Here is a 26032-nt window from a genome sequence, read left to right as displayed (position 1 = left end):
CTTACACATCTGATTTATTCGGTATTTTACTCATTGCCCGCTCTGCTATAGCAGTAATCGATAATGATGGATTTACTCCTGGATTTGCTGAAATCATTGACCCATCACAGATATACATGTTTTTATAACCAAAAACCTGATTATTCTTATCGATCACACCCCTTTTTGGATTATCAGACATTACCGCTCCACCTAATATATGTGCTGTAGAAGGAATACCTGCCAAAGGCTCTAATCCAAAAACAGTTTCTTTTCCTTTGGTAATTTTGGCGTATCGTTTTGCTAACCCCAGAGATTCCGAAATAAATGCGCTTGGTTTATCTCCATCATTTACAGAAGTATTAATCTTCCCAAAAGCATTTAGCCTAAATTTCAGGGTACTATCTAAAGTTTGCATAAACAATAAAATTGCTGTGCTCTTGCTCCAATCTTTTACCGTATAAAGTTTTATATATGATAATGGGTTTTTAATAAAACTTGTAACGATTTTTATCACTCTTACTATGGTATTCTTACCATGAGTTAAGGGCAAATGTGACAATCGCCAGAAACCTGAACCTTTTGCATACCTTACGATCTCTAGGTGACTATTCTCATCTGTATGAAGTATAGAACCTATTGCCACACCTTTAGACATATCTTTAGTGCCGTTAAGGTTGGTAACACTTATCAAACTTTCATTATTTGTTCTTATATCCTCTCCCAAGTAATCTGATAATCTTGGTAAAGATTGTTTTTTCAATTTTAGCAGAAGTTTTACAGTACCTAATACTCCTCCAGAAAAAATAACTCCTTTAGCACGCACACGTTTTTTTCTAGGAAAATATCTTGTAGAAGATTTAAAAGTAATGGTATATTCGTCATGGTTAGGAACTACATCTATCACTTCATTTTCTGCAAGAATCTGAGCTCCTTGCTGCTGTGCCAAATACAAATAATTTTTATCCAGAGTGTTTTTAGCACCAATTCTACAACCAGTCATACAACCTCCACAAAAATTACATCCTGTTCTTTCTGGGCCTTTTCCATCGAAGTATGGATCTGCTACCTTTTTATTCGGCGTGCCAAAAAATACAGCTACATCGGTTGCAGAAAAATCATTTTTTATATCCAAACTTGTTGCTAATTCTTCAAGAGCTTTGTCACCGTCCAACAAATGGGGATTTTTTTGTGCTCCCAGCATTTTTAGTGCTATATTATAAAATGGAGCAAGTTCGGATTGCCAATCTGCCAGATTTTTCCAACTTCCGGAAATAAAAAAATCCTTTTTGGGAACCGGTAATGTATTTGCATAAACCAGAGAACCTCCTCCTACTCCAGTTCCTGAAATTACTACTACATGTTTAAAAAAAGACATTTTCATGATTCCGAACCATTTTAAAAAAGGCACCCACAACCATTTTTTAAGATTCCAGTTTGTTTTTGGAAAATCTTCAGGACGATACCATTTGCCCTTTTCTATTACTAAAACTTTATAACCTTTTTCGGTTAGTCTTAACGCACTTACAGACCCACCAAAACCGCTTCCTATAATTATATAATCGTATTCCTGTTCGATATTCATAATTTTAATTTTAGATCGGTTTCTGGTGCACACATACAAGTAAGAATATATCCTTGATCTATTTCATTGTCTAGTAATACCATATCCTGATACGGTTTCCACTGCACTTGGCCTTGTAATAATTGTACTTTGCAGGTTCCACAGTCTCCTTTTTTACAGGCATAAGGAAGCTGTTGCTCATTTCGTAATGCGGATTCTAAAATACTTTCGGATTGATCTCCTTCGTATATAAAACTTTGATCTCTTCCTTCTACCGATATGCTTTGAGTCTTTCCAGATAGTTTCTCAATATTTTGAGAAAATTCTTCGAAATGAATCAACTTTTTGTTCACCCCTAATGCTGTTAATACTTCTTTTGATGCTTCCATCATCGGCGCTGGACCACAAACATAACAATAAGTATCCGTTGATGTTTCTAGCAAGTAACCTTGTTGTGTTTCCTTATCTAAAAGCTGTAAACTTTTTATATAGTTAAATCGATTAGGATATAAAGACGATAGCTCTTGTAATTCATTAGCGAAAATAATATCTTCATTACTTTTGTTACCATACAATAGTTTCACTTCGTTTTTAGATGTTCTTAGTACATATTTTACCATTGATATGATTGGAGTAATTCCACTTCCTCCAGCGATAAAGAGAAATGACCTGTCCAATACTTCTGGTAATAAAAATCTACCGAAAGGACCAGAAACTCTCAACTTTTTACGACTCTTCGTATGGTTTACTAAATGATTAGATAGCTTCCCCTTAGGAACTTTTTTAACGACCACACTTAGTTTTCCCGTAATCGGATCTTCGCATATGGAATAACATCTACTTACTAATTGATCACTCACATAATCCGATATTACAACATATTGTCCTGGCAAAAAAGAAAAAGGTATTTGGTCTAGATTCTTGAAAACTATTTTAACTGCATCTTTGGTTTCATGAAACACATTTTCAACTTCAAGCACGTAATTCCAGACACTTCCGGATATGATATCTTCATACGTATTTTTCTTATCTAACAGAGCTAAATCCTTATTTCTAAAACCTTCTACAATTGATTTTTTTTCAAAAAGTTGTGACTCCACATCTTTAAAACAACTTTTATATTTATAGAAGGGAACTCTAGGATATAAATGATGAATCAAATGATAACTCTGATATAATGACACCAATTCTAATCCTGGAATCGTTACAATTCGGGTATTGTGATACTTACCAAGATTATTATGAGGATAATGTGGCAGCCAATCAAAAGAAAATGCCAATATTGGGGCTGCAATCAGTGCAGATAAAATGAAAACAAAAAACAACGCACTTCCATATCCCATCGCAATTAGTGTACTAATAAGACTTACTATAAAAATCAAAAACACTAAAGACTGATTTTTGATATTTCGCATGGCGGTATTCTTTATACTATTTTTCCCGAAGGTTAAACCAAAATAATGACCAATTAATGTAAGACATCTAAAAAATATAGAAAATGGATTACTGCCATTTACATAATGATCAGGATCATGTTCTGGATCATTGGTATGGGCATGATGTCTCAAATGAATTACTACGAATGCAGAAAATGGAAATAATAAGAAAAAACTAGAGATCCATCCCAGTATCTGTTCTATTTTTTCAAAAGAGGAAACACCACCTGCTATATTACCATGACTCGCTTCATGCGCTATAGTAAACATTCCGTAAGCTATTACAGCACCAATAGTAGAAGTCCAAATTGGTGAAAACCCATTGCTATAAAGTTTCCAAAGCAACATATACGCTAAACACAGAAAGACGAATAAGATTATCGTAGGCCAGGCAACCTTTCCAGAATATTTTTGCCAAACTGCTTGATTTTTCACGTGTCAAATGGTTATGTTTGAAAAAAGATATGTATTTTTTCGAACTATTCAACCAAATATAGTTCGATTTTTACAAATTACCAAGCATGGGAAGAAAATCAATTCATCGAGAAAGAAAAGATAAGAGCAAAAAAGTAGAACAATGGACACAAGCTTTATTGCCTAAACTTAGGAATACCGAGCTTGGAGAGCTTACCATGGATGATCTAGCAAAATTGATGAATAAAAGTAAGTCTACTATTTATCAATACTTTGTTACCAAAGAAGAAATTTTTGAATATGTTACCCAAGTGCGTGTAGATCAACTTAAGGCGTACAAAAATGAAATTTCTATTGAAATTATGGGTTTAGGTTATCAGTATGAAGCTTTAGCTAAAATACTGGCAGAAGGTGTAAAAGATATTTCTCCTTTTTATCTAAAACAATTACAGATGCACTATCCGAGTGCTTGGGATATCGTAGAACATTTTTTACAAGGCTTACTAAAAGACTTAAAAGAATTTTACATATTCGGTATTGAAAATAAGATCTTTAAAACAGTATCTCCAGAACTATTGATCAAGCTAGATGAGTACTTTATTATGCAACTGATTACAGATCATACCTTTTTTAACGACAACCAAAAAACACTCGAATCTGCCATTAAGGAATATATGTTTGTAAAATTTGAAGGTTTAGTCCAATAGCAAAAAAACACCTACTTCTTGTAGATGTTTTTTCTAGAATATTTTTTTTAAAAAGCTGTTTATTAAACATTCACAGCATACATTTTTTCTCGTAATTCCTTGATCTTTTTATCGCTCATATACTCATCAAAAGTAGTATAACGATCTATCACTCCGTTAGGTGTTAATTCTATCACTCGATTAGCAACTGTCTGTGCAAACTCATGGTCATGGGTTGTGAACAATATAGTTCCTTTAAAGTTCTTTAGTGAATTGTTAAAAGCAGTAATAGATTCCAGATCTAAGTGGTTTGTAGGTTCATCTAACATTAGAACATTTGCTCTTGTCATCATCATTTTGGATAACATACATCTTACCTTTTCTCCTCCAGACAATACGTTTGATTTTTTTAGAGCCTCTTCTCCACTAAAAATCATTTTTCCTAGAAATCCTCTAATGTAAACTTCTTCACGTTCTTCTTCGGTAGTAGCCCACTGACGTAACCAATCTACTAAATTCAGGTCATTTTGAAAATACTCGCTATTATCAGCCGGCAAGTACGATTGTGAAGTGGTAACACCCCATGAGAATTTACCATCGTCGGCCTTTTGTTTGTCATTTAAAATCTGATAAAAAGCAGTGGTTGCTCGAGAATCTTTTGAAAAAACTACAACTTTATCTCCTTTTGCTAGATTGATATCTACTCCTTTGAACAATATTTCTCCTTCTATACTAGCTGCTAGTCCTTCTACATTTAGAATTTGGTCTCCTGCTTCTCTATCTCTTTCAAAAATAATTGCTGGATAACGACGGCTCGAAGGTTTAATGTCTTCAATATTTAATTTCTCGATCATTTTCTTACGAGAAGTTGCTTGTTTTGATTTTGCAACATTGGCACTAAAACGAGCAATAAATTCCTGAAGTTCTTTCTTTTTCTCTTCCGCCTTTTTATTCTGCTGCGCTCTTTGTCTTGCTGCTAATTGCGAAGATTCATACCAGAAAGTATAGTTACCACTATAATTATTAATTTTTCCGAAATCAATATCTGAAATATGAGTACACACTGAATCTAAGAAGTGACGGTCGTGAGAAACTACAATCACCGTATTATCATAATTAGCTAAAAAGTTTTCTAACCACGAAATTGTTTCATAATCAAGATCATTCGTTGGCTCATCCATTATCAGAACATCTGGATTACCAAACAAACACTGTGCAAGAAGCACTCGTACTCTTTGTTTTGTATCAAGATCCGCCATGCTTGTATAATGCAGATCTTCTTTAATACCTAAATTAGAAAGCATAGTGGCAGCATCACTATCGGCATTCCATCCATTCATTTCTTCAAACTGCACTTGAAGCTCTCCAATTTTTTCAGCATTTTCATCGGTATAATCAGCGTATAATGCATCAATTTCCGTCTTGATTTTATACAATTCTTTATTTCCCATAATGACAGTTTCCAATACTGTATGCTCATCATAAGCATAGTGATTCTGTTCTAAAACCGACATTCGTTTACCTGGCTCTAAATGTACATGCCCAGAAGTAGGTTCAATTACCCCTGAAAGAATTTTTAGAAATGTAGACTTTCCTGCTCCATTAGCCCCGATAATACCATAACAGTTACCCTGAGAAAAGGTAGTATTTACTTCATCAAATAAAACCCGCTTACCGAATTGTACTGAAAGATTAGAAACTGATAACATAGTAATAAATTGTATTTTCGGCAAAAGTAGAAAAATGGATTCAAACCCTAAAAGAATACTCAGGTATTTTAAATAGTATTTTACAATAAAAAATCAATAGAAAATGAACACAAACTATCTTTCTATTCCGATCCAATATTAATTACAAAATAGATCTAATAACCATTGTAATTAAAATTTAAAACGACAGAGCAAATATATCTAGTCTATAATTTACTTTTTTGAGGGTTTATCAGAATCATCCATACCCATCTTCATTGAGGATCAACTTAATAATTAAAGCTTATTTCATAAAAAAAGCAGTCAAACTTTAGTTTTGACTGCTTTTTATTTATTTCTCTGAAATTTGTTCTTGTATACAGAAAATAAATCAGGGATTTTTTATCCGTTAGTTGTAGGCGAGCAAACTCCTCCCGAACAGAAACCTGTAGGACAATGCGGGAAACCAGTTAAGCAAGCTAAACCATCCGACGTTGGACCACAAGATGACACGTATTCTGTAATAAAACCGCCTAAAACAGACTTCTGAGCGTTTTTATTTAATTGTTTAATTCCCTCGATTTTCAAAATTTTTCTCATGATGATAATATGTTTTAAAAGATTATATTGATTTGGTTTAATCAACCTTTTAAATATACGATCTTAGAACAATGATGTGTCAAAAATCGACACAATATTTTATTTTTTAACTTTTCATTTAGTTTCACTCATAATAATCTTAGAAGAGCCAAAAAAAATCCCGTCATACCCTAATATTAACACAATTAACGTATTCTTAACAAGTCAGAAAAGTCTTTCCATTTATTTTTGAATGTTTGTCAGTATAATAATAGCGCCCAAAATGTTTTTCTTCAGACTAAAGTATTTTTGTTTTATCTGCTTATCTAGTTGTTGTTTATTAAGTTGCGACTCTACCGAAGAGGTTACAAGCAATCACGTATACTTAGGCGGAGAGATTGTAAATCCTAATACAGATTATGTCGTTCTTTTTAAAGGTGATGATTATCAGGACACAATTTATTTAGACAAAAACAACAGATTTCTTCACAAGATTGAAAATATTAAGGATGGGCTTTACTCCTTTAGACATAATCCAGAATATCAATTAATTCTGTTAGAAAAAGGTGACAGCATTTTAATGCGTTTGAATACTCTAGAATTTGATGAATCTCTTGTTTTTACTGGAAAAGGCTCTCGAAAAAATAATTTTTTAATTGATATGTTTCTACAAAACGAAGATGAAAGAAATCAATTATCGAATAGAAGATATACCAAAACACCAAAAGCATTTAAGAAAGAGCAAGATTCGTTATTAGATTTGAGACTTCAAAGATTCACCAATCTGACAGATAAGTATCCACTTAGTGACCTTGCCACGAAAATATGTAAATCTAGTTTTGAATATGACTTCTTTTCTAGGTATGAAATGTACTTATATAAGTATCAGTATTCTAGACTTAAGAGCAGAAATATCGCCAATGACATTCCTAAAAACTTCTTTGAATATAGAGATTTAGTAAATTATAACGAAGATGATTTGATGAGGTTATACTCCTATAATAGATTCTTAAATCATTATTTCACTAATTCTTCATATACCAAGTATATGAATCAAAAATCTTTTTCTAAAAATAAGGTAGAATATACTATGTATAAACTTGACCTTGTGGACAGTGTTATACAACAATCTTATATTAAGAATAACTTACTACGTGGTATTACTACCAATTTTATACTGGACAACAAAAATGATTATACATCTCAGAAAGTACTAGATCATTATTTATCGATTAGTAGTAATAAAAAATTTCAGAAGGAACTTAAAAAATTAGCAAAAGCAACAGCAAGGCTAAAACCCAACAATATTATTCCGGATCAAGATCTTATATCTTCTAATGGTGAAATGACCAAATTATCTGAGCTTTTCGAAAAACCGGTTACCGCACTTTATTTTTGGTCTATCGAAAGAAAAGATCATTATGTAAAAGCTCATAAAAAAACCACTCACTTAAGTAAAGTATATCCCGATATCGATTTTATAGCTATTAATACAGACGACGAACAAACGGACAACTGGTTAAAAACTATTAAACGACATAACTACAATCTGGAAAATGAATATGAATTTAAGTTTCCAAAATGTTCTTCAGATGAATTAGTAATTCATTATACTAATAAGGTAATTCTGGTAAATCAAGAAGGAAAAATAATAAATCCTAATGCTGATCTATTTTCTTCCTTTTTTGAAAAACAATTAATGAGTTATAGCAGAATGGCAAGTATTGATAAACAAAAAACTGTTCTCGATTAAAAGAACAGTTTTTATAAAGTATCGATTTATAGTATACTAGAAATCTAGTTTCCTTTTTTATAGTCTGCTAAGAATTTAGCTAAACCAATATCAGTTAAAGGATGTTTTAATAAACCTTCGATAGATGAAAGAGGTCCGGTCATTACATCTGCTCCAATTTTTGCACAATCAATTACGTGCATTGTATGTCTAACAGAAGCTGCTAATATTTGTGTATCGAAGTTATAGTTATCATACACCATTCTTATTTCTGCGATTAGATTAAGACCATCTGTAGAAATATCATCTAATCTTCCTATAAATGGAGAAACATATGTTGCTCCTGCTTTTGCTGCTAACAAAGCTTGTCCTACAGAAAATACTAGTGTACAATTAGTTTTAATACCCTTATCACTGAAATATTTTATTGCTTTTACTCCTTCTTTGATCATAGGTACTTTCACAATAATCTGGTCATGAAGTTTTGCTAACTCCTCACCTTCTTTTACAATACCTTCAAAATCGGTAGAGATCACCTCGGCACTTACGTCTCCAGTTACTATATCACATATTTTTTTGTAATGTTCTATAATATTATCCTTTCCTGTGATACCTTCTTTCGCCATTAATGATGGGTTCGTAGTTACTCCATCCAGTACTCCAAGATCTTGTGCTTCTTTAATCTGATCAAGGTTAGCAGTATCAATAAAAAACTTCATATTGTTGTGTTTAGATTTATGATTATTTGTTGAAATTCTAGTTCTATATGATTCTTTTTTAGAATCGGGCAAAATTACAATTTATAATGATTCATAAGTAATTTCTCATATACTTTATCGGGCAAAACTCTTTTTAAAACGATAGAAAACTTTTGCATAAACGCTCCTACTTTATAATGCACTTTGGGTTTTGCGGTATTAATTACACTATATACTGCTTTAGCCATTTCATTCGGATCCATTCCTTCATCTACGTGTTCATTCATTAATTTCAGAGAATCTCCGTATGTTTTTTCGTATGGAGAACCATCAACTACAGGTGCGTGATATCTTCCTGCAGCAATATTTGTAGCAAAATCACCAGGAGCTATATTGGTCATTTCGATATTAAAGGTTTTTAGTTCCATTCGCCACGCCTCTGTAGTCACCTCGAGAGCAGCTTTAGAAGCACTATACACACCCCTAAACGGCAATCCCATATATCCAGCGATAGATGTAATATTGATAATTAAACCACTATTTTGTTTTCGCATTATAGGTAATACCGATTTGGCTACATTTATAGGCCCAAAATAATTGGTAGTAAAATTATTGATGATCTCTTCTTCTGGAATTTCTTCCATAGGTCCTGTAATCCCTGCACCTGCATTATTGATCAAAACATCTAATCGTTCTTGTTCTTTTTGGATGGTATTTACTGCATTAGCAATACTATTCTTATCAGCAACATCTAATTGTAATAGGCGAAAATCATTGAAATCTTTGTAGCGAGAAGGGTTTCTACTGGTTCCATAAACAACATATCCTTTAGTCGAAAGAAATTGCCCTATGGATTTTCCAATTCCTGATGAGCCACCTGTTATTAAAACAACTTTAGCGTTTTGATTTGTATTCATATCGGCAAATATACATCTGGATTTACGATTTATGAATTTAGAAGAACGAAATAAACGAAAACATTTAGAAAAGGTAACTTTTGCGCACAAAAAAAGGCAAGCTACCTACATCACACCGCTACGACCGTATACCTTTGCTGCGTTCCCGCCCTGGAGGATTCAACAGGAGCTGGTTGTGTAGGACTTGCCCCTGCAAAGATACAATCTTTACTATATAAAACAATGATTTTTTAAACCCAATTAAAATAAATATCTTGCTCTAAATATTTCCAATATCATGAACAACCGTAACCTATTCGTCATCATAGCATTATGTTTTTTAACCTTTGCTTGTGGAAGTAATGCTGATGCGAAAAAAAAACAATTTTCGATAAAAATTGATGGTGATACGTCCAAATTTAAGCTTGGAGAAACCGTAAAAGCAAGTATTCTTAATCCTAAAAAGATAGAAATTGACTCCGTAACTTACTTTTTTGAAGATACCCAACTTACCACTACTGATAAAACATTATTAGTAGAAAAAATTGATGATGAAAGATTAGGAAAACATCTTTTAAAAGCAATTGTATATTTTGAAGGTAAGGAAGAAGATATTTATAAAAAGTTAACCTTTTACAACAATAAACCTCCTAAGCTATACAAATATAAGATCATTGTAGAATACCCTCATGATCAAACAGCATTTACGCAAGGATTAGAATTTGTAGGAGATACCCTTTATGAAAGTACTGGCAAAAATGGTTTTTCTTCTTTGAGAAAAGTAAATTATACTACTGGAGAAGTACTGATAAAGAAAGATATTGACAAAAAATATTTTGCAGAAGGTATCACTATTATTAAGGACAACATCTATCAATTAACATGGCAGTCCAAAGAAGGTTTTATATACAATCTTAGTACTTTAGATAAAACGGGAGGGTTTACCTATAATAAAAGTAAAGAAGGATGGGGACTGTGTAATGATGGAACTTATATATACAAAAGTGATGGTACCGAAAAAATCTGGGTATTAGATCCGAAAGACTTATCTGAAAAATCATATATCGAAGTTACTACCCATAATAAGGTTAAATCTAAGTTTAACGAATTGGAATGGATTGACGGAAAAATTTATGCGAATACCTGGCAAAAAGATGGTATTGCTATTATTAATCCTAAAAACGGAGCATTAGAAGCCGTTATTAATTTATCTGGATTAAGGGAAAAAGTGAGTCAGCATGAAAATTTAGATGTATTAAATGGTATTGCCTACAAAAAAGATACAAAGCAATTATTTGTTACAGGAAAAAACTGGGACAAACTTTTTGAAATAGAGATCATTAAATAAAAAAATGATTTCCTGCTTGGTGATCAAAAACATTATTTTTGTCACATCAGAATAAGTACTCCGTTATTATTATAGACAGATAATAAACCGTACCTTTGCGGCTTATTTTAGATATATGAATAAATTTGAAGCATTAGGCCTCGGAGAAGCTATAATAAAAGCAGTGAATGAAATGGGGTTTGAGACCCCTAGTGAAGTACAGGAGAAGGCTATCCCTATTTTGCTTAGTGAAGATACTGATATTGTCGCATTAGCGCAAACAGGAACAGGAAAAACTGCAGCATTTGGTTTTCCTTTAATTGAAAAAATCGATGTAAACAGTAGAATTACACAAGGACTTATCCTATCTCCCACTCGGGAACTTTGTTTACAAATTACAAACGAGTTAAAAAACTACGCTAAATTTTGCGACGGACTACGAACCGTTGCCATTTATGGTGGTGCCAGCATTCAGGAACAAGCTAAAGAGATCAAACGTGGTGCTCAAATAATTGTTGCTACACCTGGAAGAATGCAAGATATGATTAACCGTAAAATGGTTAATATCTCTAATATTGGATATTGCGTATTAGATGAGGCAGATGAAATGCTAAACATGGGATTTTATGAAGATATCAATTCCATTCTTGCACATACACCAGAAGACAAAAATACTTGGTTATTTTCTGCTACCATGCCTAAAGAGGTAGCTACTATAGCCAAACGTTTTATGAATGACCCAAAAGAAATAACGGTTGGACATAAAAACACAGGATCTAAAAACGTATCTCATGAGTATTACGTTGTAAATTCCAGAGATCGTTATGCTGCTTTAAAAAGATTAGCAGATGCAAATCCTGATATTTTTTCAGTGATCTTTTGTAGAACCAAAAGAGACACTCAAAAAGTAGCAGAAAATCTTATTACAGATGGATACAATGCTGCTGCGCTACATGGTGATTTAAGCCAAAATCAGCGAGATTTGGTAATGAAAAGTTTTCGTAACCGCCAGATACAAATGTTAGTTGCTACGGATGTTGCTGCTCGTGGAATTGATGTTGATGATGTTACCCATGTAATTAATTATCAATTACCAGATGAAATAGAAACCTATACTCATAGAAGTGGAAGAACAGGTCGTGCTGGAAAAAGTGGTGTTTCTATGGTAATCGTTTCGAAAAGTGAACTTAGGAAAATTAAGTCTGTAGAACGCATCATCAAAAAGAAGTTTGAGGAAAAAGAAATACCTAGTGGAGAAGAAATTTGCCAAGTACAGTTATTTCATCTTGCCAACGATATTGCAAAATCAGAAATAAATCACGAAATTGATAGCTACTTGCCATCTATAAATGAAGTACTAGAAGATTTTTCGAAAGAAGAATTAGTAAAAAAATTCTTCTCTGTAGAATTCTCTCGCTTCCATAATTATTACAAGAAGGCAAAGGATCTAAATGTATCCAGAGATAGTGGAGACAGTTCTAGAGGCAGAGATGGTAGTACACGTTACTTTATTAATATAGGAGAAAAAGATGGTTTCGATTGGATGACTTTAAAAGATTTTCTGAAAGAAACTTTAGGATTAGGGAGAGATGGCGTAAGTCGTGTAGATGTAAAAGAAAGTTTTTCATTCTTCAATACTGATTCTGAACATCAAGATATGATTCTTGCTGTTTTTGAAGATTTTAGAATGGAAGGCAGAAAAGTGAACGTAGAGATCTCTAAAGACTCTGGTAGAAATAGAGGAAAACGAAGAAGAGATAACAATGGAGGTGGTTTTAAAGGAAAAAGAAGAAGCGAAGGTTTTAAACCTAAAGGAAGAAATCGACGTGACCAAAAAAGCAGTGATAAAGGAAATAATAACGGAAGAAGGGATCGAAGAAAACGTAGTGATCGAAGGTAATTTTTTTATGAATTAACTAAACTATATGATTTTTGGTCCGATTTTTATGTTATGTTCGTATAGAACAGCCGTCATATTAGATAGAGTTGATCATTAATTATTAAAAAAAGGGAGCTTTTGAAAAAAATTTTATTCTACATAACACTTGTTTTAAGTATTGGAATATATGCTCAGGAAACTGATCCTGAAACTGTATCCGGACAAGTTCTTAATGCCTCTACAGATAGCAAATTACAGAATGTTCACGTAGTAAATCTAAGTCAGGTAATAGGTACTATCTCTGACAAAGAAGGAAATTTTGAAATTAAAGCAAAAGTTAATGATACCTTATATTTTACCTACATAGGATACAAAGCGCTTAGAGTTAGAGTAACGAATGACTGGAAAAAGTTTGGGGATGTTAAAATTAAAATGACAGAACTTGGAATAGCTCTAGAAGAAGTTGTAGTGGCGGATGTTCAGTTAACTGGTTATTTAGAGATTGATGCTAAAAAAATCCCGGTTTACAACAATTATAGATATAGTATTTCGGGATTAAATTCTGGTTATGAAGGAGGAAGCAAACAACCAGGAGCCGTAAATAAGGTTCTGGGAGCTATTTTTAATCCTGCAGATTTTCTTTATAATATTTTTAGTAAACGATCAAATGAACTTCGGAAACTTAGAAAGATGAAGAAAGATGATGAGATCCGAAATCTCTTAGAGTCTAAATTTGATCGTGCTACTCTTATGGCGTTATTGCAAGTAGAACGTTTGGACATTGATGAAATTTTACGCAACTGTAATTACTCAGTAGATTTTATAAAATTTGCTAACGATCTTCAAATCCTTGATGCTATCAGCGATTGCTATGAGGAATATAAAGTTCTGGACAGGAAATAATAATCCTTATTAGTATTACTTCTGAGAATGTAGCGCAATACGATTCCCTTCAGAATCTATAAATTGGGCAAAAAATCCGTTTTCTTTTGATATTAATTTTTTATCTATAAGTACTTTTCCTCCTGAGACATTAACTCTAGCAATCTCGTTAGCTACATCTTCTGAAGAAAAATATACTACTACTCCATCAGCAGAAGGCTTATAATCCTCTTCTAAAAGAATCAACGTACCAGTAGCCGTACCTACCTGATTTTTGTTAGGAAACCACCCCATTTTAACACCATCCATTTCAACAAGATAAATTTCTATATCGAAAACTTTTTCATAAAAAGCTTTTGCTCGATTCATATCTGTAACCGGAATTTCAAACCAAGTAACCATAATTTGTGTTTTTATTTAGGATAAAAGTTAGTTATTCTAAATAAAAAAAACAATCTGAATGAGCAGCAAAACAAATCCATTACATTTCTGATTATAAAACAATTGCACTTATGATCCTTTTACAAAACACGATTATAGGTTTCAAATTATAATTTGGCACTATTAATTTTTATCGGAACATTATTTTAGTGGATATATAAATATTGGATTATTAGAGGTCTTCACATTTCTTGTTTATCTAAATAACTAAAGAGCTCTTCCATCCTACAGAGAATAAGAGATACATTCAAAAAATGCAAACATGATTATACTTAACGTAAAAACTACTTACGTACCAATTCATAAAGGTATTGCCAAAGATGTAATTTGCCCAATTTGTAATACAAAGGATAGCATAGAAATTACAATATATCAAAAACATATTGATACAGGTCTTGTCTATAATACTACCAATAAACTAAGTGGCACTGCGTACTGTACAAATTGTAAGACTGAAATTCCTAATGTGCAATGGACTCCAGAAATAGAAACTGTTTTTGAAAAATTAAAGGACGAAAGTCAAATCGAAACACCAGGAAAAAAGTATAGCATTATTTTTAAGGTATTACTTGCATTTTTAGCATTAGTAGCTTTTGGTATAGGATACGCACTTTTTAGTGCCAAAGCTACTGCAGATGATAAAAGAGCGATTTTAGAAAATCCAACTATAAATAATAAATTACTCATACAACATCAAGTAAGAGAGAGCTTATCACAATTTAATGATTTGGGTAATAGTTGGGCTGTTATCAGAAATGTAACTGGTGACACCATCATTATTCAAATGCACACCGAAAAAGTACCTTTAGATCAAATAAATGGGGCTAAGCCACCTACTTCTGGATATGATGGTAAACTTTACAAAATAAAAAAAGATGAATTTCGAACCAAAGAGCGTGTTTCTGAATATCATAAAGAAAAAGGTATGGGACTTAATTATGCTTACATCTGGTCATTTCAAAAAGAGTAAATCATGTTTAAAAGAAAAAATGATCATAGCTTTATACAACACCATATGTACGAAGGTAAGCACTCCAAAAGTATTTATAAAGGCTTTAAAACAAGTATGTTTATACTGATATCTTTATTGATCATAGGTGGATTTACATATCGAGAATTATTGCAATACGAAGCTGGATTTATCTCTAACAACTTTTTATTTTGGCTATATGAACATATTGGTTTTATGGACATTAAAATTATGTATGGATTCATATGCCTGTTAGTTGTGTGCATTGGAATTTGGGATGTAAGACGATTGAAAAAAATTAAAAACAATGAACAGTAATTTTAATAAGTAATAAATATTTGTCTTCACATTTCTTAAATTTATAACATCACCCTTAAAGAACTACTCTTCTTTACACTTTATACCTATCCATATGAATGACTACATTATTTTAGATATTTTTTGGGATCATCAGATAGTTCGGGAGCAATCAGGTAAAGAGTTTAAAATTTTTCGCGGTATTGATTACCAAACCGATTGGAAAAAGCTAGGATATGGGTATTCAAAAGACAAAAAACAGATTTATTATTACAATACGGAATATTTTAAAAAATACTATAAAGAAATAGACTTTGAGACCTTTCATATTGTAGAAAGACATGCAGAAAAAAATCCTTATAGTGTAGGTGGAGAATATAAAGAAACCATATATTTCGCTGATAAAAACAACGTGTATGTAAACAGTTATCTGTGTCCTTTTTCTATTATCGAAGGCATTTCTCCAAAAGATCTTAAATTAATTGATATCTCCAAAGGATATGCTACTGATGGAGCTAATGATTATGTGTTTGATCAAAAATTACCCTATAAGATAAAAAATACAAAACCCATTAATGCTGTGTATTTAATAGCTAATGATATTATATATTTTGGGAATACAAGTCCTTTAGAATGTGATGCAAAAAGTTTTGAATTGGTACATGAGGCTGTTTTAAATATTGCAAAAGATAAGAATCATGTTTTCTACAAAGATCAAATTATTGAAGGCGCAGATCCGAAAACTTTTCAATTTTTAGATGCTTGCATTCTTCCCAATAAGGAATATTATCAGGAATGCGATATAGACTTTTATGCAAAAGATAGTAAGCAAGCCTATTTTATAAGCACTCCATTTATGACTAAGATAATTAAGACAAAAAGTCTTCACAATTTTAGATTTGAAGTCATTGATGGTCGTGGATACGCTTTTGATGACATCTATCGATATGATCGTGGAAAAAGAAAAAAAATATAGTAACTCATCTACACATGTTAACCTTTAGACATATTGAACACTAAGTATCGTAATTCAAATAAATACTAAAGGCATGAAAATCTTAAAATTACTAAGCTTATTTTTAATCATCTTTTCTTATTCTAACTGTTCTAAAGAAGATGATGAAATCTTTATAAACGAAACAGAAGTATTAGAAAAAAGCAATCTCTATTCCAATATCAAATGGACTGGAACCTGGAATTCTACATATGGAGAATTAAGACTAGTGGAAAAAGGGCAGCTTATCTATGGAGATTACAGTGATATTGGTGTCATCTATGGATATAGACATTATATCAATGGGAAGGAATATTTTGAAGGCACCTTTGAGAACTATCGAATGAACAAAAATGGTATTATCCGTTTTGAAATGAATAACCCTAATTTTAATAACTCCTTTTCTGGTGAATGGGTATGGAATAACTCTTCTTATTGGTATTCCTGGAATGGCACAAAAACCTCTAAAAAGGAACCAGTGTTACAAAGTTTTTATAATGTAAAAGGGCAGATTATGGATAAAACAACTTTACAGAAAATCACTACTCCGATTACTATTGAAGTATTCAAAAATGGTATCAGACGATTTACTGACGTGTCTGAGAGTGGATTATATGCGCTTCAATTACCAAAAGGAAACTGGGAGATAAGAGTAAATGATTATAGATATCAATCATATTCCAGAAATATCCTGGTAAAAGAAAATTACGATTTCAATAATTATTTTACAGAAAACATCTTTCTAGTCAAAAAATAATTTTTGACTAATCTTAATGTTATTCCAGGTATTTCAAAATCGTTACATTAAAAAAATACCTGGAAAATGGATTAGTTAGTTACGAAGTAGTTGTTCCTTTATGAAAAATATCGTGAACAACTTCAGATGTATAATTGATGGTTGTTTTATTAGATTTAAAACCTGTTTTCACTTGTTTTATAAGTGCTTTCATTTTGCTGGTAGGAGACTTTTTTTTGCTCATGACAAAGATGTTTTATGGGTACTTAACAGTATTAAGTTACTCAAATATAGGGAATTAAATTTTAAATTGTTTGATTTAAGCACATTAACCTTTTACGTGTAAACCTTTTTTTACCCATAAACTACGACATAAAAAAACAGCAAAATCATAGAATTTGAATGTTATTTTTAATTATTCGTAATCAACCAATTAGTATTTGTTATTTATGCTCTTCTTTGTATCTAGCAATAATTTTTTCGTGACTTTTTATCACTTTTTTGGCCCAATCCATTCTTTTTTCCATCTTTTCTGTTTCCGATAATTGCCAAGGAATATCTGAATTTCTTAATAATGAAGTTACATGCTGTAAAATTATCGCCGCAGAAACTGAAATATTAAGACTTTCGGTAAAACCAACCATAGGAATATGTAATTTAACATCCGATTCATCTAGTACTAAATCACTAAGACCTTCTTGTTCTTGACCAAAGAAAAATACTGATGGCTTGCTAATATCAAAGTCTTTTAACTCAACAGAGCTATCATGCGGAGTTGTTGCCACAATCTGATATCCTTTACTCTTCAAGGTATTTATACATTCTCGGGTGGTAGTATACCTATTGATATCTACCCATTTTTGCGCACCCATCGCAATTTCTCTATCAATACGCTTAGCATTTATCTCTTCGATCACATGAACATTCTGAATTCCAAAAACATCGCAGCTTCTTATTACAGCACTTGTATTATGTAACTGATATACATCTTCTACAGCTACAGAAAAATAGTTTGTTCTTTGTGCAATTATATTTTTGTTAAGATTCTGACGTCGTGGAGTAAGAAAAGATTCTAAGTACTCTAATAGTTGAATATCTACCATAAGAGTGCTAAAATATAAAAGATTGGTAATTTATAAATGAAAATGGTCTTAAAGATCATCAAACTATTTCCTTCATAAGGAAGACCTCTCTTACGTTACCCATTCGCATAGAGAGGTCTATACTAATATAAGATCACAAAAGTCTTGTACGAAAATTTTGCTTAACGTTTTTATTCCCATCGTCATATAAAAATAAAAAAACAATCCTTTTTAGAAATTACATCAGCTCCTATTAACAAATCACTTAATTTTCAATTCATTTTGATGTTTTTAGCTACTACAAGTTTTGACTTTCCTCAATTTTATTTTTGTAAAATAAACTCACTTCTTCTATTTTTCTGATGTTCAGCTTCACTACATTGTGTATTATTATCACATCTATTTACCAAAGCTGATTCTCCATATCCACGTCCAGTAAGTCTGGATTTATCAATCCCTCCTTTTTCTACAATATACTTTATAGTACTTTTTGCACGACGATCACTCAATGCCATATTATAACTATCTGGAGCTCGACTATCTGTATGTGATCTAACATCTATTTTTATCTCTGGATATTGTTTCATGGTGGCAATAATTTTTTGAAGTTCTATCTCCGCATCTGGGCGAATGAAAGATTTATCTAAGTCAAAATAAATTATTTGCAAGTCTAATATTTTAGCTAAATCATCTCCAGGTTTCACTTCTTGTTCTTGTAATCCTCCTTTAGACAATTGCAGAGGTACATCATGAGTGTACTCTAATGCAGTATTGGTCTCTAAAAGTTTTTCTGATGGGTTGTAGCTGTTTTTAAGCGCCCTAATAACATATGATTTTTCACACTCCAATTCAAAATTATATACCCCGCTAGCATCACTTGCTACTCTGGATATTTCATTTCCGTCTTCATCCAGTAAAAGTACATCGGCTTCTGACAAAACAACTCCAGATTCGGCATCTGTTACAACACCCGACACGTACTGTCTACAACTGGTAATTAACTCTTCTATTTGTTTAAAACTATAAATATCATCATTTCCTTTTCCTCCTTCTCTATTGCTTGCAAAGAAACCTATTTTGGTCATTTCATTTAATACAAAACTAAAATCATCATCCGGACTATTTACTGGTCTTCCTATATTATAAGGAATTGAAAAACCTTCTTCTTCTGGAACCGTAACAAAAATATCTAAACCTCCCAACCCTACATGGCCGTCGCTTGCAAAATATAGTCTTCCTGTATCACTTATATAAGGAAAAGTTTCTCTTCCTTCGGTATTTATTTTATCTCCGAGATTGACGGGAGTACCAAAGGTTCCATCAGGTAACACATCTACCTTATATAGATCAGACATGCCTTTGGTACCAGGCATATCACTAGCAAAGTATAATTGTTTCCCATCTTTTGTAAGAGCTGGATGCGCTACAGAATACTCCTCACCATTAAATGGTAATTCCTCTATATTCTTCCACTTATCACCTTCTAAGGTTGCTCTATATAACTTTAACAACACTGTTCCTGTTGTATCAGAACCTATTTTTCTTTTCGTATAATTATTTCTCGTAAAATATACTGTTTGCCCATCTGGACTAAAAGAAGTAGAAGATTCATGAAACTTAGTATTTATTTTACCTTTTATTTTTTTTGGTTGAGTTAATTCGTTATCAGGTTCTACAACTTCTGAAATAAAAAGATCTAAAAAAGGCATTTCGTTCCATTCGTGAATTATTTTAGACATGGAACTATATTGACTTCGAGAGGATGCAAATACAAGATTTCCTCTATTATCAAAACTTGGAGCATAATCAGAAGCGCTTGAATTAATATCTATTTTTTTGAGTGTGAATTTTCCAGATTGCATCTCGATAAATCTCAAATAATCTCGTGTACTCACAAAATAAACGGCTCTTTTATCGGTATTTGTTTTCTCATAGAAAATTTCCATGATAGCGTCAGCATCATCATAACGCTTTATGCTTTTGAGGCTTTGTGAATATCTGAATAAATATTCCACATCCATATCATCCGAATACTCCTTCATTAGTTTTTCATACCAATCAATGGACTTTTCTAATTCGCCATTGAAATAATATGAATCGCCAATTTTCTTATACAAATCCGAAGAAGTGTATCCTTTTTCGGCTACATCTAAATATATTTTTCTAGCATCTACGAAGGCATATTTAGCAAAAGTCTCATCTGCTCTTGCTAGTCTTTTTTCCTGTGCTTCTATTCCTCCAAATACAATAACACATAAAGATAGACTTATAAGGGTTTTTATAACTTTCATAACAATCTTATTGGTTAAAAGAATCTAGGAGTTAGCATTCTGTTATATTTTCTAAACAATTCAAAACGTAGCATTACTTCATAACTTCCATCATTAAATTGTGTTCTTCCTAATTCGGTCGATTCTTTATCATATGCAAATCCAATCATTAAAGAATCTGAAATCTGGAAACCAGCCATGGCACTAAAAGCTGCACTCCATCTGTAAGCTGCTCCTAGTGTTAATTTATCATATAACAAGAAATTAGCTGATATATCTACCTGTAAAGGAGCTCCAAATACTAATTTAGATAATAATGCTGGTTTAAATTTTAGATTATCATTTAGCTCAAAAACGTATCCTGTTATTAAATAATAATTAATACGTTCTTCTGCAATAAATGTTGATGAATCATTACTATTTACTGTAGCATCTTCATCGAAATGATTTGTCTCTAATAAATTAGGAGCACTCAATCCAGCATAAAACTTATCTGTATGATAGTAGATTCCAATACCCACATTTGGACTAAATTTATTATCGATATTATTCTCAAAATTCGGGTCATTTATATCAAACTGTGATAATCTTTGGAAATCTACATTAAGGAGATGTCCTCCCGCTTTTAATCCGAAGCTTAACTTTCCTGTGTCCGAAGTAGGAATCGTATAGGAGAAATCAATATCAAAGTAGGTTTCATCTGTAGGTCCAATTTCATCATTTACGATAGAGAACCCTAACCCAACTCGATTATTATCTCCTATTGGAGTGTTTAACGTTAAGGTTTGTGTTCTTGGAGCTCCATCCAATCCAACCCATTGACTACGATGCAACCCCATAATACTCATAACACCTCGGCTACCTGCATATGCAGGATTTACGCTTATCGTATTATACATATACTGGGTATATTGAGCATCTTGCTGTGCTTGGATATTATTAAAAAAACCAAACCACAAAAGAAAGGATAGGAATAGTATAAATATTTTTCTCATTTATTTAAATTTTTAAAGAATGATCATAAGAGCCCTGATTATCGACGATTTGTGTTCGGATCAATTATTTATCTATTTATATACAGGAAACCTGTTTTATTTTTCTTTTCTCCCGTTTCTAACGTATATTCTAAGAAGTAATAATAGGTACCTACCGGAAGCTGCTTATCTTCTTGTATGGTAGCCCTACCGTTAGAAAAACCTCTAAATAAATTATCATTACTTCCATAATTTCTGGAACTAAAAACAATAACTCCCCATCTATTATAAATCTCTAAGGTATTTTCTAGATTCTCGATACCTCTAATGATCAAGGAGTCGTTTATCCCGTCACCATTTGGACTAATTCCCGTATAAACAGTTACTGATTCATCTGAGGTTATTTCGGTGATGGTTTCATCCTCTGCATCTCCATCACCATCGGTATCAACATCTGTTGTATTGGTAGGATCATCAGAAACATCAACCACATCATCTCCATTTGGATCTTGACCTGTTACTGTAGCCTGATTGATCACTTCTCCTGAAAGAACATCTTCTGCCGTTAACACATAGTTAGCTGTAAATGTGGTCATATCAATCTCTCCTACTGCTAAATCAATAGGACCGCCAGTTATAACAATTCCTGGTAATGGATCTGATAATACAATATTGGTGATATCTACATTACCTGTGTTCTCTACTGTAAAAGTGTACTGAATCTCATCTCCAACATTAGGAAGACCATCATCATTTACATCTACATAGATACCTGTTTTAGTAAGTGCTAAATTAGGTAACTGATCAATCTCGGTAATCGTCTCATCATTGGTTGGATCATTATCTCCATTATCATCTACTAATTCATCTCCATTATCTGAAACATCGATCACATCATCTCCATTTGGATCTTCTCCTATCACAGTAGCGCTATTTATAACTTCTCCGTTATTAATATCAACCTGTGTAATTACATATGTTGCCTGCGCAGTACCTTGTTCTCCTGGTGCCAATGTAGATGGTGTAATAGCTAGATTAGTGCTTCCAGTAAGAATATCATCTATAAAAATATTACTTACCGTTACATTACCTGTATTGGTAACAGTGAATGTATAGGTAATAACATCTCCAACATTTGAACCACTTGCTACACCAGTTTTAACTAATATTAAATCAGGATCAGCTATAAGATCTGTAACTGTTGGATCGTTATCCGTCTCTCCATCGGTCGTGCCATCTCCATTTGGTGTCTCAACAGTCTCATCGCCTGCATCGGATACATCTGTTACATCATCTGTTCCACTTGGACTATCTCCTGTAGCTGTAGCACTGTTCTCTATAAAGCCTGCATCCATATCTGCTTGGGTAATCGTTTGATTTGCTGTCACTGTTACACTAACACCTGGTGCTAAACTCGCTATCGGACTGCCTACAATACTTCCCGCATCTGCATTCGCATCCTCTATCTCAATGTCTGTCAAAGTAACATTACCTGTATTGGTCACTACAATATCATACTCGATAACATCATTTAAGGCGCTTCCTGCTACCCTAACTGTCTTAATAACGCTTAGACTTGGATCGGCTGTCAAATCTGTAACTGTTGGATCGTTATCCGTCTCTCCATCGGTCGTGCCATCTCCATTTGGTGTCTCAACAGTCTCATCACCTGCATCGGATACATCTGTTACATCATCTGTTCCACTTGGACTATCTCCTGTAGCAGTAGCACTGTTCTCTATAAAGCCTGCATCGATATCTGCTTGGGTAATTGTTTGATTTGCTGTCACTGTTACACTAACACCTGGTGCTAAACTTGCTATCGGACTGCCTACAATACTTCCCGCATCTGCATTCGCATCCTCTATCTCAATGTCGGTTAATGTAACATTACCTGTATTGGTCACTACAATATCATACTCGATAACATCATTTAAGGCGCTTCCCGCTACCCTAACTGTCTTGATAACACTCAAACTTGGATCAGCAGTAATCGTAGTAACTGTTGGATCGTTATCCGTCTCTCCATCGGTCGTACCATCTCCATTTGGTGTCTCAACAGTCTCATCGCCTGCATCAGATACATCTGTTACATCATCTGTTCCACTTGGACTATCTCCTGTAGCAGTAGCACTGTTCTCTATAAAACCAGCATCGATATCTGCTTGGGTAATTGTTTGATTTGCTGTCACTGTTACACTAGCACCTGGGGCTAAACTCGCTATCGGACTGCCTACAATACTTCCCGCATCTGCATTCGCATCCTCTATCTCAATATCGGTTAATGTAACATTACCTGTATTGGTCACTACAATATCATACTCGATAACATCATTTAAGGCGCTTCCTGCTACCCTAACCGTCTTGATAACGCTTAGACTTGGATCGGCTGTCAAATCTGTAACTGTTGGGTCATTGGTAGGATCTGAATCTGTACTTCCATCTCCATTTGGTGTCTCAACAGTCTCATCGCCTGCATCAGATACATCTGTTACATCATCTGTTCCACTTGGACTATCTCCTGTAGCAGTAGCACTGTTCTCTATAAAGCCTGCATCGATATCTGCTTGGGTAATCGTTTGATTTGCAGTTACGGTTACACTAGTGCCTGGGGCTAAACTCGCTATCGGACTTCCTACGATACTGCCCGCATCTGCATTCGCATCCTCTATCTCAATATCGGTTAATGTAACATTACCTGTATTGGTCACTACAATATCATACTCAATAACATCATTCAAAGCGCTTCCTGCAACTCTAACTGTCTTGATAACGCTTAGACTTGGATCGGCTGTCAAATCTGTAACTGTTGGATCGTTATCGGTCTCTCCATCGGTCGTGCCATCTCCATTTGGTGTCTCAACAGTCTCATCACCTGCATCGGATACATCTGTTACATCATCTGTTCCACTTGGACTATCTCCTGTAGCAGTAGCACTGTTCTCTATAAAGCCTGCATCGATATCTGCCTGGGTAATTGTTTGATTTGCTGTCACTGTTACACTAACACCTGGTGCTAAACTTGCTATCGGACTGCCTACGATACTTCCTGCATCTGCATTCGCATCCTCTATCTCAATATCGGTTATTGTTACATTACCTGTATTGGTCACTACAATATCATACTCGATAACATCGTTCAATGCACTTCCTGCTACCCTGACTGTCTTGATAACACTTAGACTTGGATCGGCAGTAATCGTAGTAACTGTTGGGTCATTGGTAGGATCTGAATCTGTACTTCCATCTCCATTTGGTGTCTCAACACTCTCATCGCCTGCATCAGATACATCTGTTACATCATCAGGACCTCCTAGAGGACTATCTCCTGTAGCTGTAGCACTGTTCTCTATAAAACCAGCATCGATATCTGCTTGTGTAATTGTTTGATTTGCTGTCACTGTTACACTAGCACCTGGTGCTAAACTTGCTATCGGACTGCCTACGATACTTCCTGCATCTGCATTCGCATCCTCTATCTCAATATCGGTTAATGTAACATTTCCTGTATTAGTCACTACAATATCATACTCAATAACATCATTCAATGCACTTCCTGCTACTCTAACTGTCTTGATAACACTCAAACTTGGATCAGCAGTAATCGTAGTAACTGTTGGGTCATTGGTAGGATCCGAATCTGTACTTCCATCTCCATTTGGTGTCTCAACAGTCTCATCACCTGCATCAGATACATCTGTTACATCATCTGTTCCACTTGGACTATCTCCTGTAGCTGTAGCACTGTTCTCTATAAATCCTGCATCGATATTTGCTTGTGTAATTGTTTGATTTGCTGTTACCGTTACACTAGCACCTGGTGCTAAACTTGCTATCGGACTTCCTACGATACTTCCAGCATCTGCATTCGCATCCTCTATCTCAATATCGGTTAATGTAACATTTCCTGTATTAGTCACTACAATATCATACTCAATAACATCATTCAATGCACTTCCTGCTACTCTAACTGTCTTGATAACACTCAAACTTGGATCAGCAGTAATCGTAGTAACTGTTGGGTCATTGGTAGGATCCGAATCTGTACTTCCATCTCCATTTGGTGTCTCAACAGTCTCATCACCTGCATCAGATACATCTGTTACATCGTCCGTACCACTTGGACTATCTCCTGTAGCTGTAGCACTGTTCTCTATAAATCCTGCATCGATATTTGCTTGTGTAATTGTTTGATTTGCTGTCACTGTTACACTAGCGCCTGGTGTTAAACTTGCTATTGGACTGCCTACAATACTTCCAGCATCTGCATTGTCATCTGTAATTTCAATATCGGTTAATGTAACATTACCTGTATTGGTCACTACAATATCATACTCAATAACATCATTTAAGACACTTCCCGCTACCCTGACTGTCTTGATAACACTTAGAACTGGTACTTCTGGTGTAGCACTGGTCTCATCATCTTCTGCAGGGGTATCTGTATCTGCTGTAGCATCAGGACTACTGTCGGGATCAAAATTATCACTCGCAGTGATCTCTGCAAA

General features: G+C 33.7%; 21 protein-coding genes and 1 other RNA gene. 9 read left to right on the top strand and 13 right to left on the bottom strand.

Going from position 1 to position 26032, the window contains the following annotated elements; all coding sequences use genetic code 11:
• Position 1: 1 nt before the first annotated feature.
• Both Q1A73_RS22335 and Q1A73_RS22330 read right to left on the bottom strand, forming a co-directional pair.
• A complete protein-coding gene (locus tag Q1A73_RS22335; RefSeq protein ID WP_299610384.1) occupies positions 2–1564 on the bottom strand; it encodes a GMC oxidoreductase in 1563 nt (520 codons plus the stop codon).
• Positions 1561–3414 carry a fatty acid desaturase gene (locus Q1A73_RS22330; protein WP_299610382.1) on the bottom strand — a complete coding sequence of 618 codons (1854 nt, stop codon included), beginning with the start codon at positions 3412–3414 and terminating at the stop codon, positions 1561–1563. The genes Q1A73_RS22335 and Q1A73_RS22330 overlap by 4 nt, the downstream gene beginning before the upstream one ends.
• Positions 3415–3500: 86 nt before the next feature.
• Between Q1A73_RS22330 and Q1A73_RS22325 the strand changes: the two genes are divergently transcribed.
• Positions 3501–4100: a TetR/AcrR family transcriptional regulator gene (locus tag Q1A73_RS22325; RefSeq protein ID WP_299610380.1), complete on the top strand. Its 600-nt coding sequence runs from the start codon at positions 3501–3503 to the stop codon at positions 4098–4100.
• 62 nt (positions 4101–4162) lie between these two features.
• On the opposite strand, the gene Q1A73_RS22320 is transcribed toward Q1A73_RS22325, so the two are convergent.
• Together Q1A73_RS22320 and Q1A73_RS22315 are read right to left on the bottom strand one after the other, a co-directional pair.
• On the bottom strand, positions 4163–5788 hold the full coding sequence (locus Q1A73_RS22320) for an ATP-binding cassette domain-containing protein (protein WP_299610378.1): 1626 nt from the start codon (positions 5786–5788) through the stop codon (positions 4163–4165).
• Between the two features lie 381 nt (positions 5789–6169).
• A complete protein-coding gene (locus Q1A73_RS22315; protein WP_299610375.1) occupies positions 6170–6367 on the bottom strand; it encodes a hypothetical protein in 198 nt (65 codons plus the stop codon).
• Positions 6368–6629: 262 nt separating this feature from the next.
• On the opposite strand from Q1A73_RS22315, the gene Q1A73_RS22310 reads away from it, so the two are divergent.
• Positions 6630–8099, top strand: coding sequence for a hypothetical protein (locus Q1A73_RS22310; protein WP_299610372.1), 1470 nt, complete (start codon positions 6630–6632; stop codon positions 8097–8099).
• 44 nt (positions 8100–8143) lie between these two features.
• Here the strand turns inward: Q1A73_RS22310 and fsa are convergent, their stop codons facing one another.
• The 3 genes from fsa to ffs all read right to left on the bottom strand — a co-directional run bounded on the left by fsa (position 8144) and on the right by ffs (position 9883).
• On the bottom strand, positions 8144–8797 hold the full coding sequence (gene fsa, locus Q1A73_RS22305) for a fructose-6-phosphate aldolase (protein WP_299610369.1): 654 nt from the start codon (positions 8795–8797) through the stop codon (positions 8144–8146).
• Positions 8798–8871: 74 nt separating this feature from the next.
• The gene (locus Q1A73_RS22300; RefSeq protein WP_299610367.1) at positions 8872–9693 is read right to left on the bottom strand and encodes an SDR family oxidoreductase; all 822 of its coding nucleotides are present in this window, start codon (positions 9691–9693) and stop codon (positions 8872–8874) included.
• A gap of 91 nt (positions 9694–9784) precedes the next feature.
• An RNA gene (ffs, locus tag Q1A73_RS22295) (signal recognition particle sRNA small type) lies at positions 9785–9883 on the bottom strand.
• Positions 9884–9970: 87 nt separating this feature from the next.
• On the opposite strand from ffs, the gene Q1A73_RS22290 reads away from it, so the two are divergent.
• The 3 genes from Q1A73_RS22290 to Q1A73_RS22280 all read left to right on the top strand — a co-directional run bounded on the left by Q1A73_RS22290 (position 9971) and on the right by Q1A73_RS22280 (position 13781).
• A complete protein-coding gene (locus tag Q1A73_RS22290) occupies positions 9971–11020 on the top strand; it encodes a glutaminyl-peptide cyclotransferase (RefSeq protein ID WP_299610365.1) in 1050 nt (349 codons plus the stop codon).
• A gap of 115 nt (positions 11021–11135) precedes the next feature.
• Positions 11136–12899, top strand: coding sequence for a DEAD/DEAH box helicase (locus Q1A73_RS22285; RefSeq protein ID WP_299610361.1), 1764 nt, complete (start codon positions 11136–11138; stop codon positions 12897–12899).
• 117 nt (positions 12900–13016) lie between these two features.
• Positions 13017–13781, top strand: a complete 765-nt coding sequence (locus tag Q1A73_RS22280; protein ID WP_299610358.1) for a carboxypeptidase-like regulatory domain-containing protein — start codon at positions 13017–13019, stop codon at positions 13779–13781.
• 15 nt (positions 13782–13796) lie between these two features.
• Here the strand turns inward: Q1A73_RS22280 and Q1A73_RS22275 are convergent, their stop codons facing one another.
• The gene (locus Q1A73_RS22275; RefSeq protein WP_299610355.1) at positions 13797–14162 is read right to left on the bottom strand and encodes a VOC family protein; all 366 of its coding nucleotides are present in this window, start codon (positions 14160–14162) and stop codon (positions 13797–13799) included.
• A 301-nt stretch (positions 14163–14463) separates the two neighbouring features.
• Between Q1A73_RS22275 and Q1A73_RS22270 the strand changes: the two genes are divergently transcribed.
• The 4 genes from Q1A73_RS22270 to Q1A73_RS22255 all read left to right on the top strand — a co-directional run bounded on the left by Q1A73_RS22270 (position 14464) and on the right by Q1A73_RS22255 (position 17219).
• Positions 14464–15171: a hypothetical protein gene (locus tag Q1A73_RS22270; protein WP_299610353.1), complete on the top strand. Its 708-nt coding sequence runs from the start codon at positions 14464–14466 to the stop codon at positions 15169–15171.
• Positions 15172–15174: 3 nt separating this feature from the next.
• On the top strand, positions 15175–15489 hold the full coding sequence (locus tag Q1A73_RS22265) for a hypothetical protein (protein ID WP_299610351.1): 315 nt from the start codon (positions 15175–15177) through the stop codon (positions 15487–15489).
• A gap of 94 nt (positions 15490–15583) precedes the next feature.
• Positions 15584–16444 carry a DKNYY domain-containing protein gene (locus tag Q1A73_RS22260; RefSeq protein ID WP_299610348.1) on the top strand — a complete coding sequence of 287 codons (861 nt, stop codon included), beginning with the start codon at positions 15584–15586 and terminating at the stop codon, positions 16442–16444.
• Between the two features lie 73 nt (positions 16445–16517).
• A complete protein-coding gene (locus Q1A73_RS22255; RefSeq protein ID WP_299610345.1) occupies positions 16518–17219 on the top strand; it encodes a hypothetical protein in 702 nt (233 codons plus the stop codon).
• Positions 17220–17298: 79 nt separating this feature from the next.
• Here Q1A73_RS22255 and Q1A73_RS22250 read toward each other — a convergent pair whose 3' ends face one another.
• The 5 genes from Q1A73_RS22250 to Q1A73_RS22230 form a co-directional block, all read right to left on the bottom strand.
• A complete protein-coding gene (locus tag Q1A73_RS22250; RefSeq protein WP_299610343.1) occupies positions 17299–17442 on the bottom strand; it encodes a hypothetical protein in 144 nt (47 codons plus the stop codon).
• 199 nt (positions 17443–17641) lie between these two features.
• Entirely contained in the window at positions 17642–18301 is a 660-nt protein-coding gene (locus tag Q1A73_RS22245) for an RNA methyltransferase (protein WP_299610340.1), read from the bottom strand.
• A gap of 302 nt (positions 18302–18603) precedes the next feature.
• Entirely contained in the window at positions 18604–20571 is a 1968-nt protein-coding gene (locus tag Q1A73_RS22240; RefSeq protein ID WP_299610338.1) for an OmpA family protein, read from the bottom strand.
• Positions 20572–20585: 14 nt separating this feature from the next.
• Entirely contained in the window at positions 20586–21545 is a 960-nt protein-coding gene (locus Q1A73_RS22235) for a type IX secretion system membrane protein PorP/SprF (RefSeq protein WP_299610335.1), read from the bottom strand.
• Positions 21546–21613: 68 nt separating this feature from the next.
• The coding region (locus Q1A73_RS22230; RefSeq protein WP_299610331.1) for a gliding motility-associated C-terminal domain-containing protein at positions 21614–26032 on the bottom strand (4419 nt) is incomplete at its 5' end.

Source organism: uncultured Aquimarina sp. (genome assembly GCF_947492115.1).
Lineage (GTDB): Bacteria > Bacteroidota > Bacteroidia > Flavobacteriales > Flavobacteriaceae > Aquimarina.
This window is presented reverse-complemented; position numbering and strand designations above follow the sequence as displayed.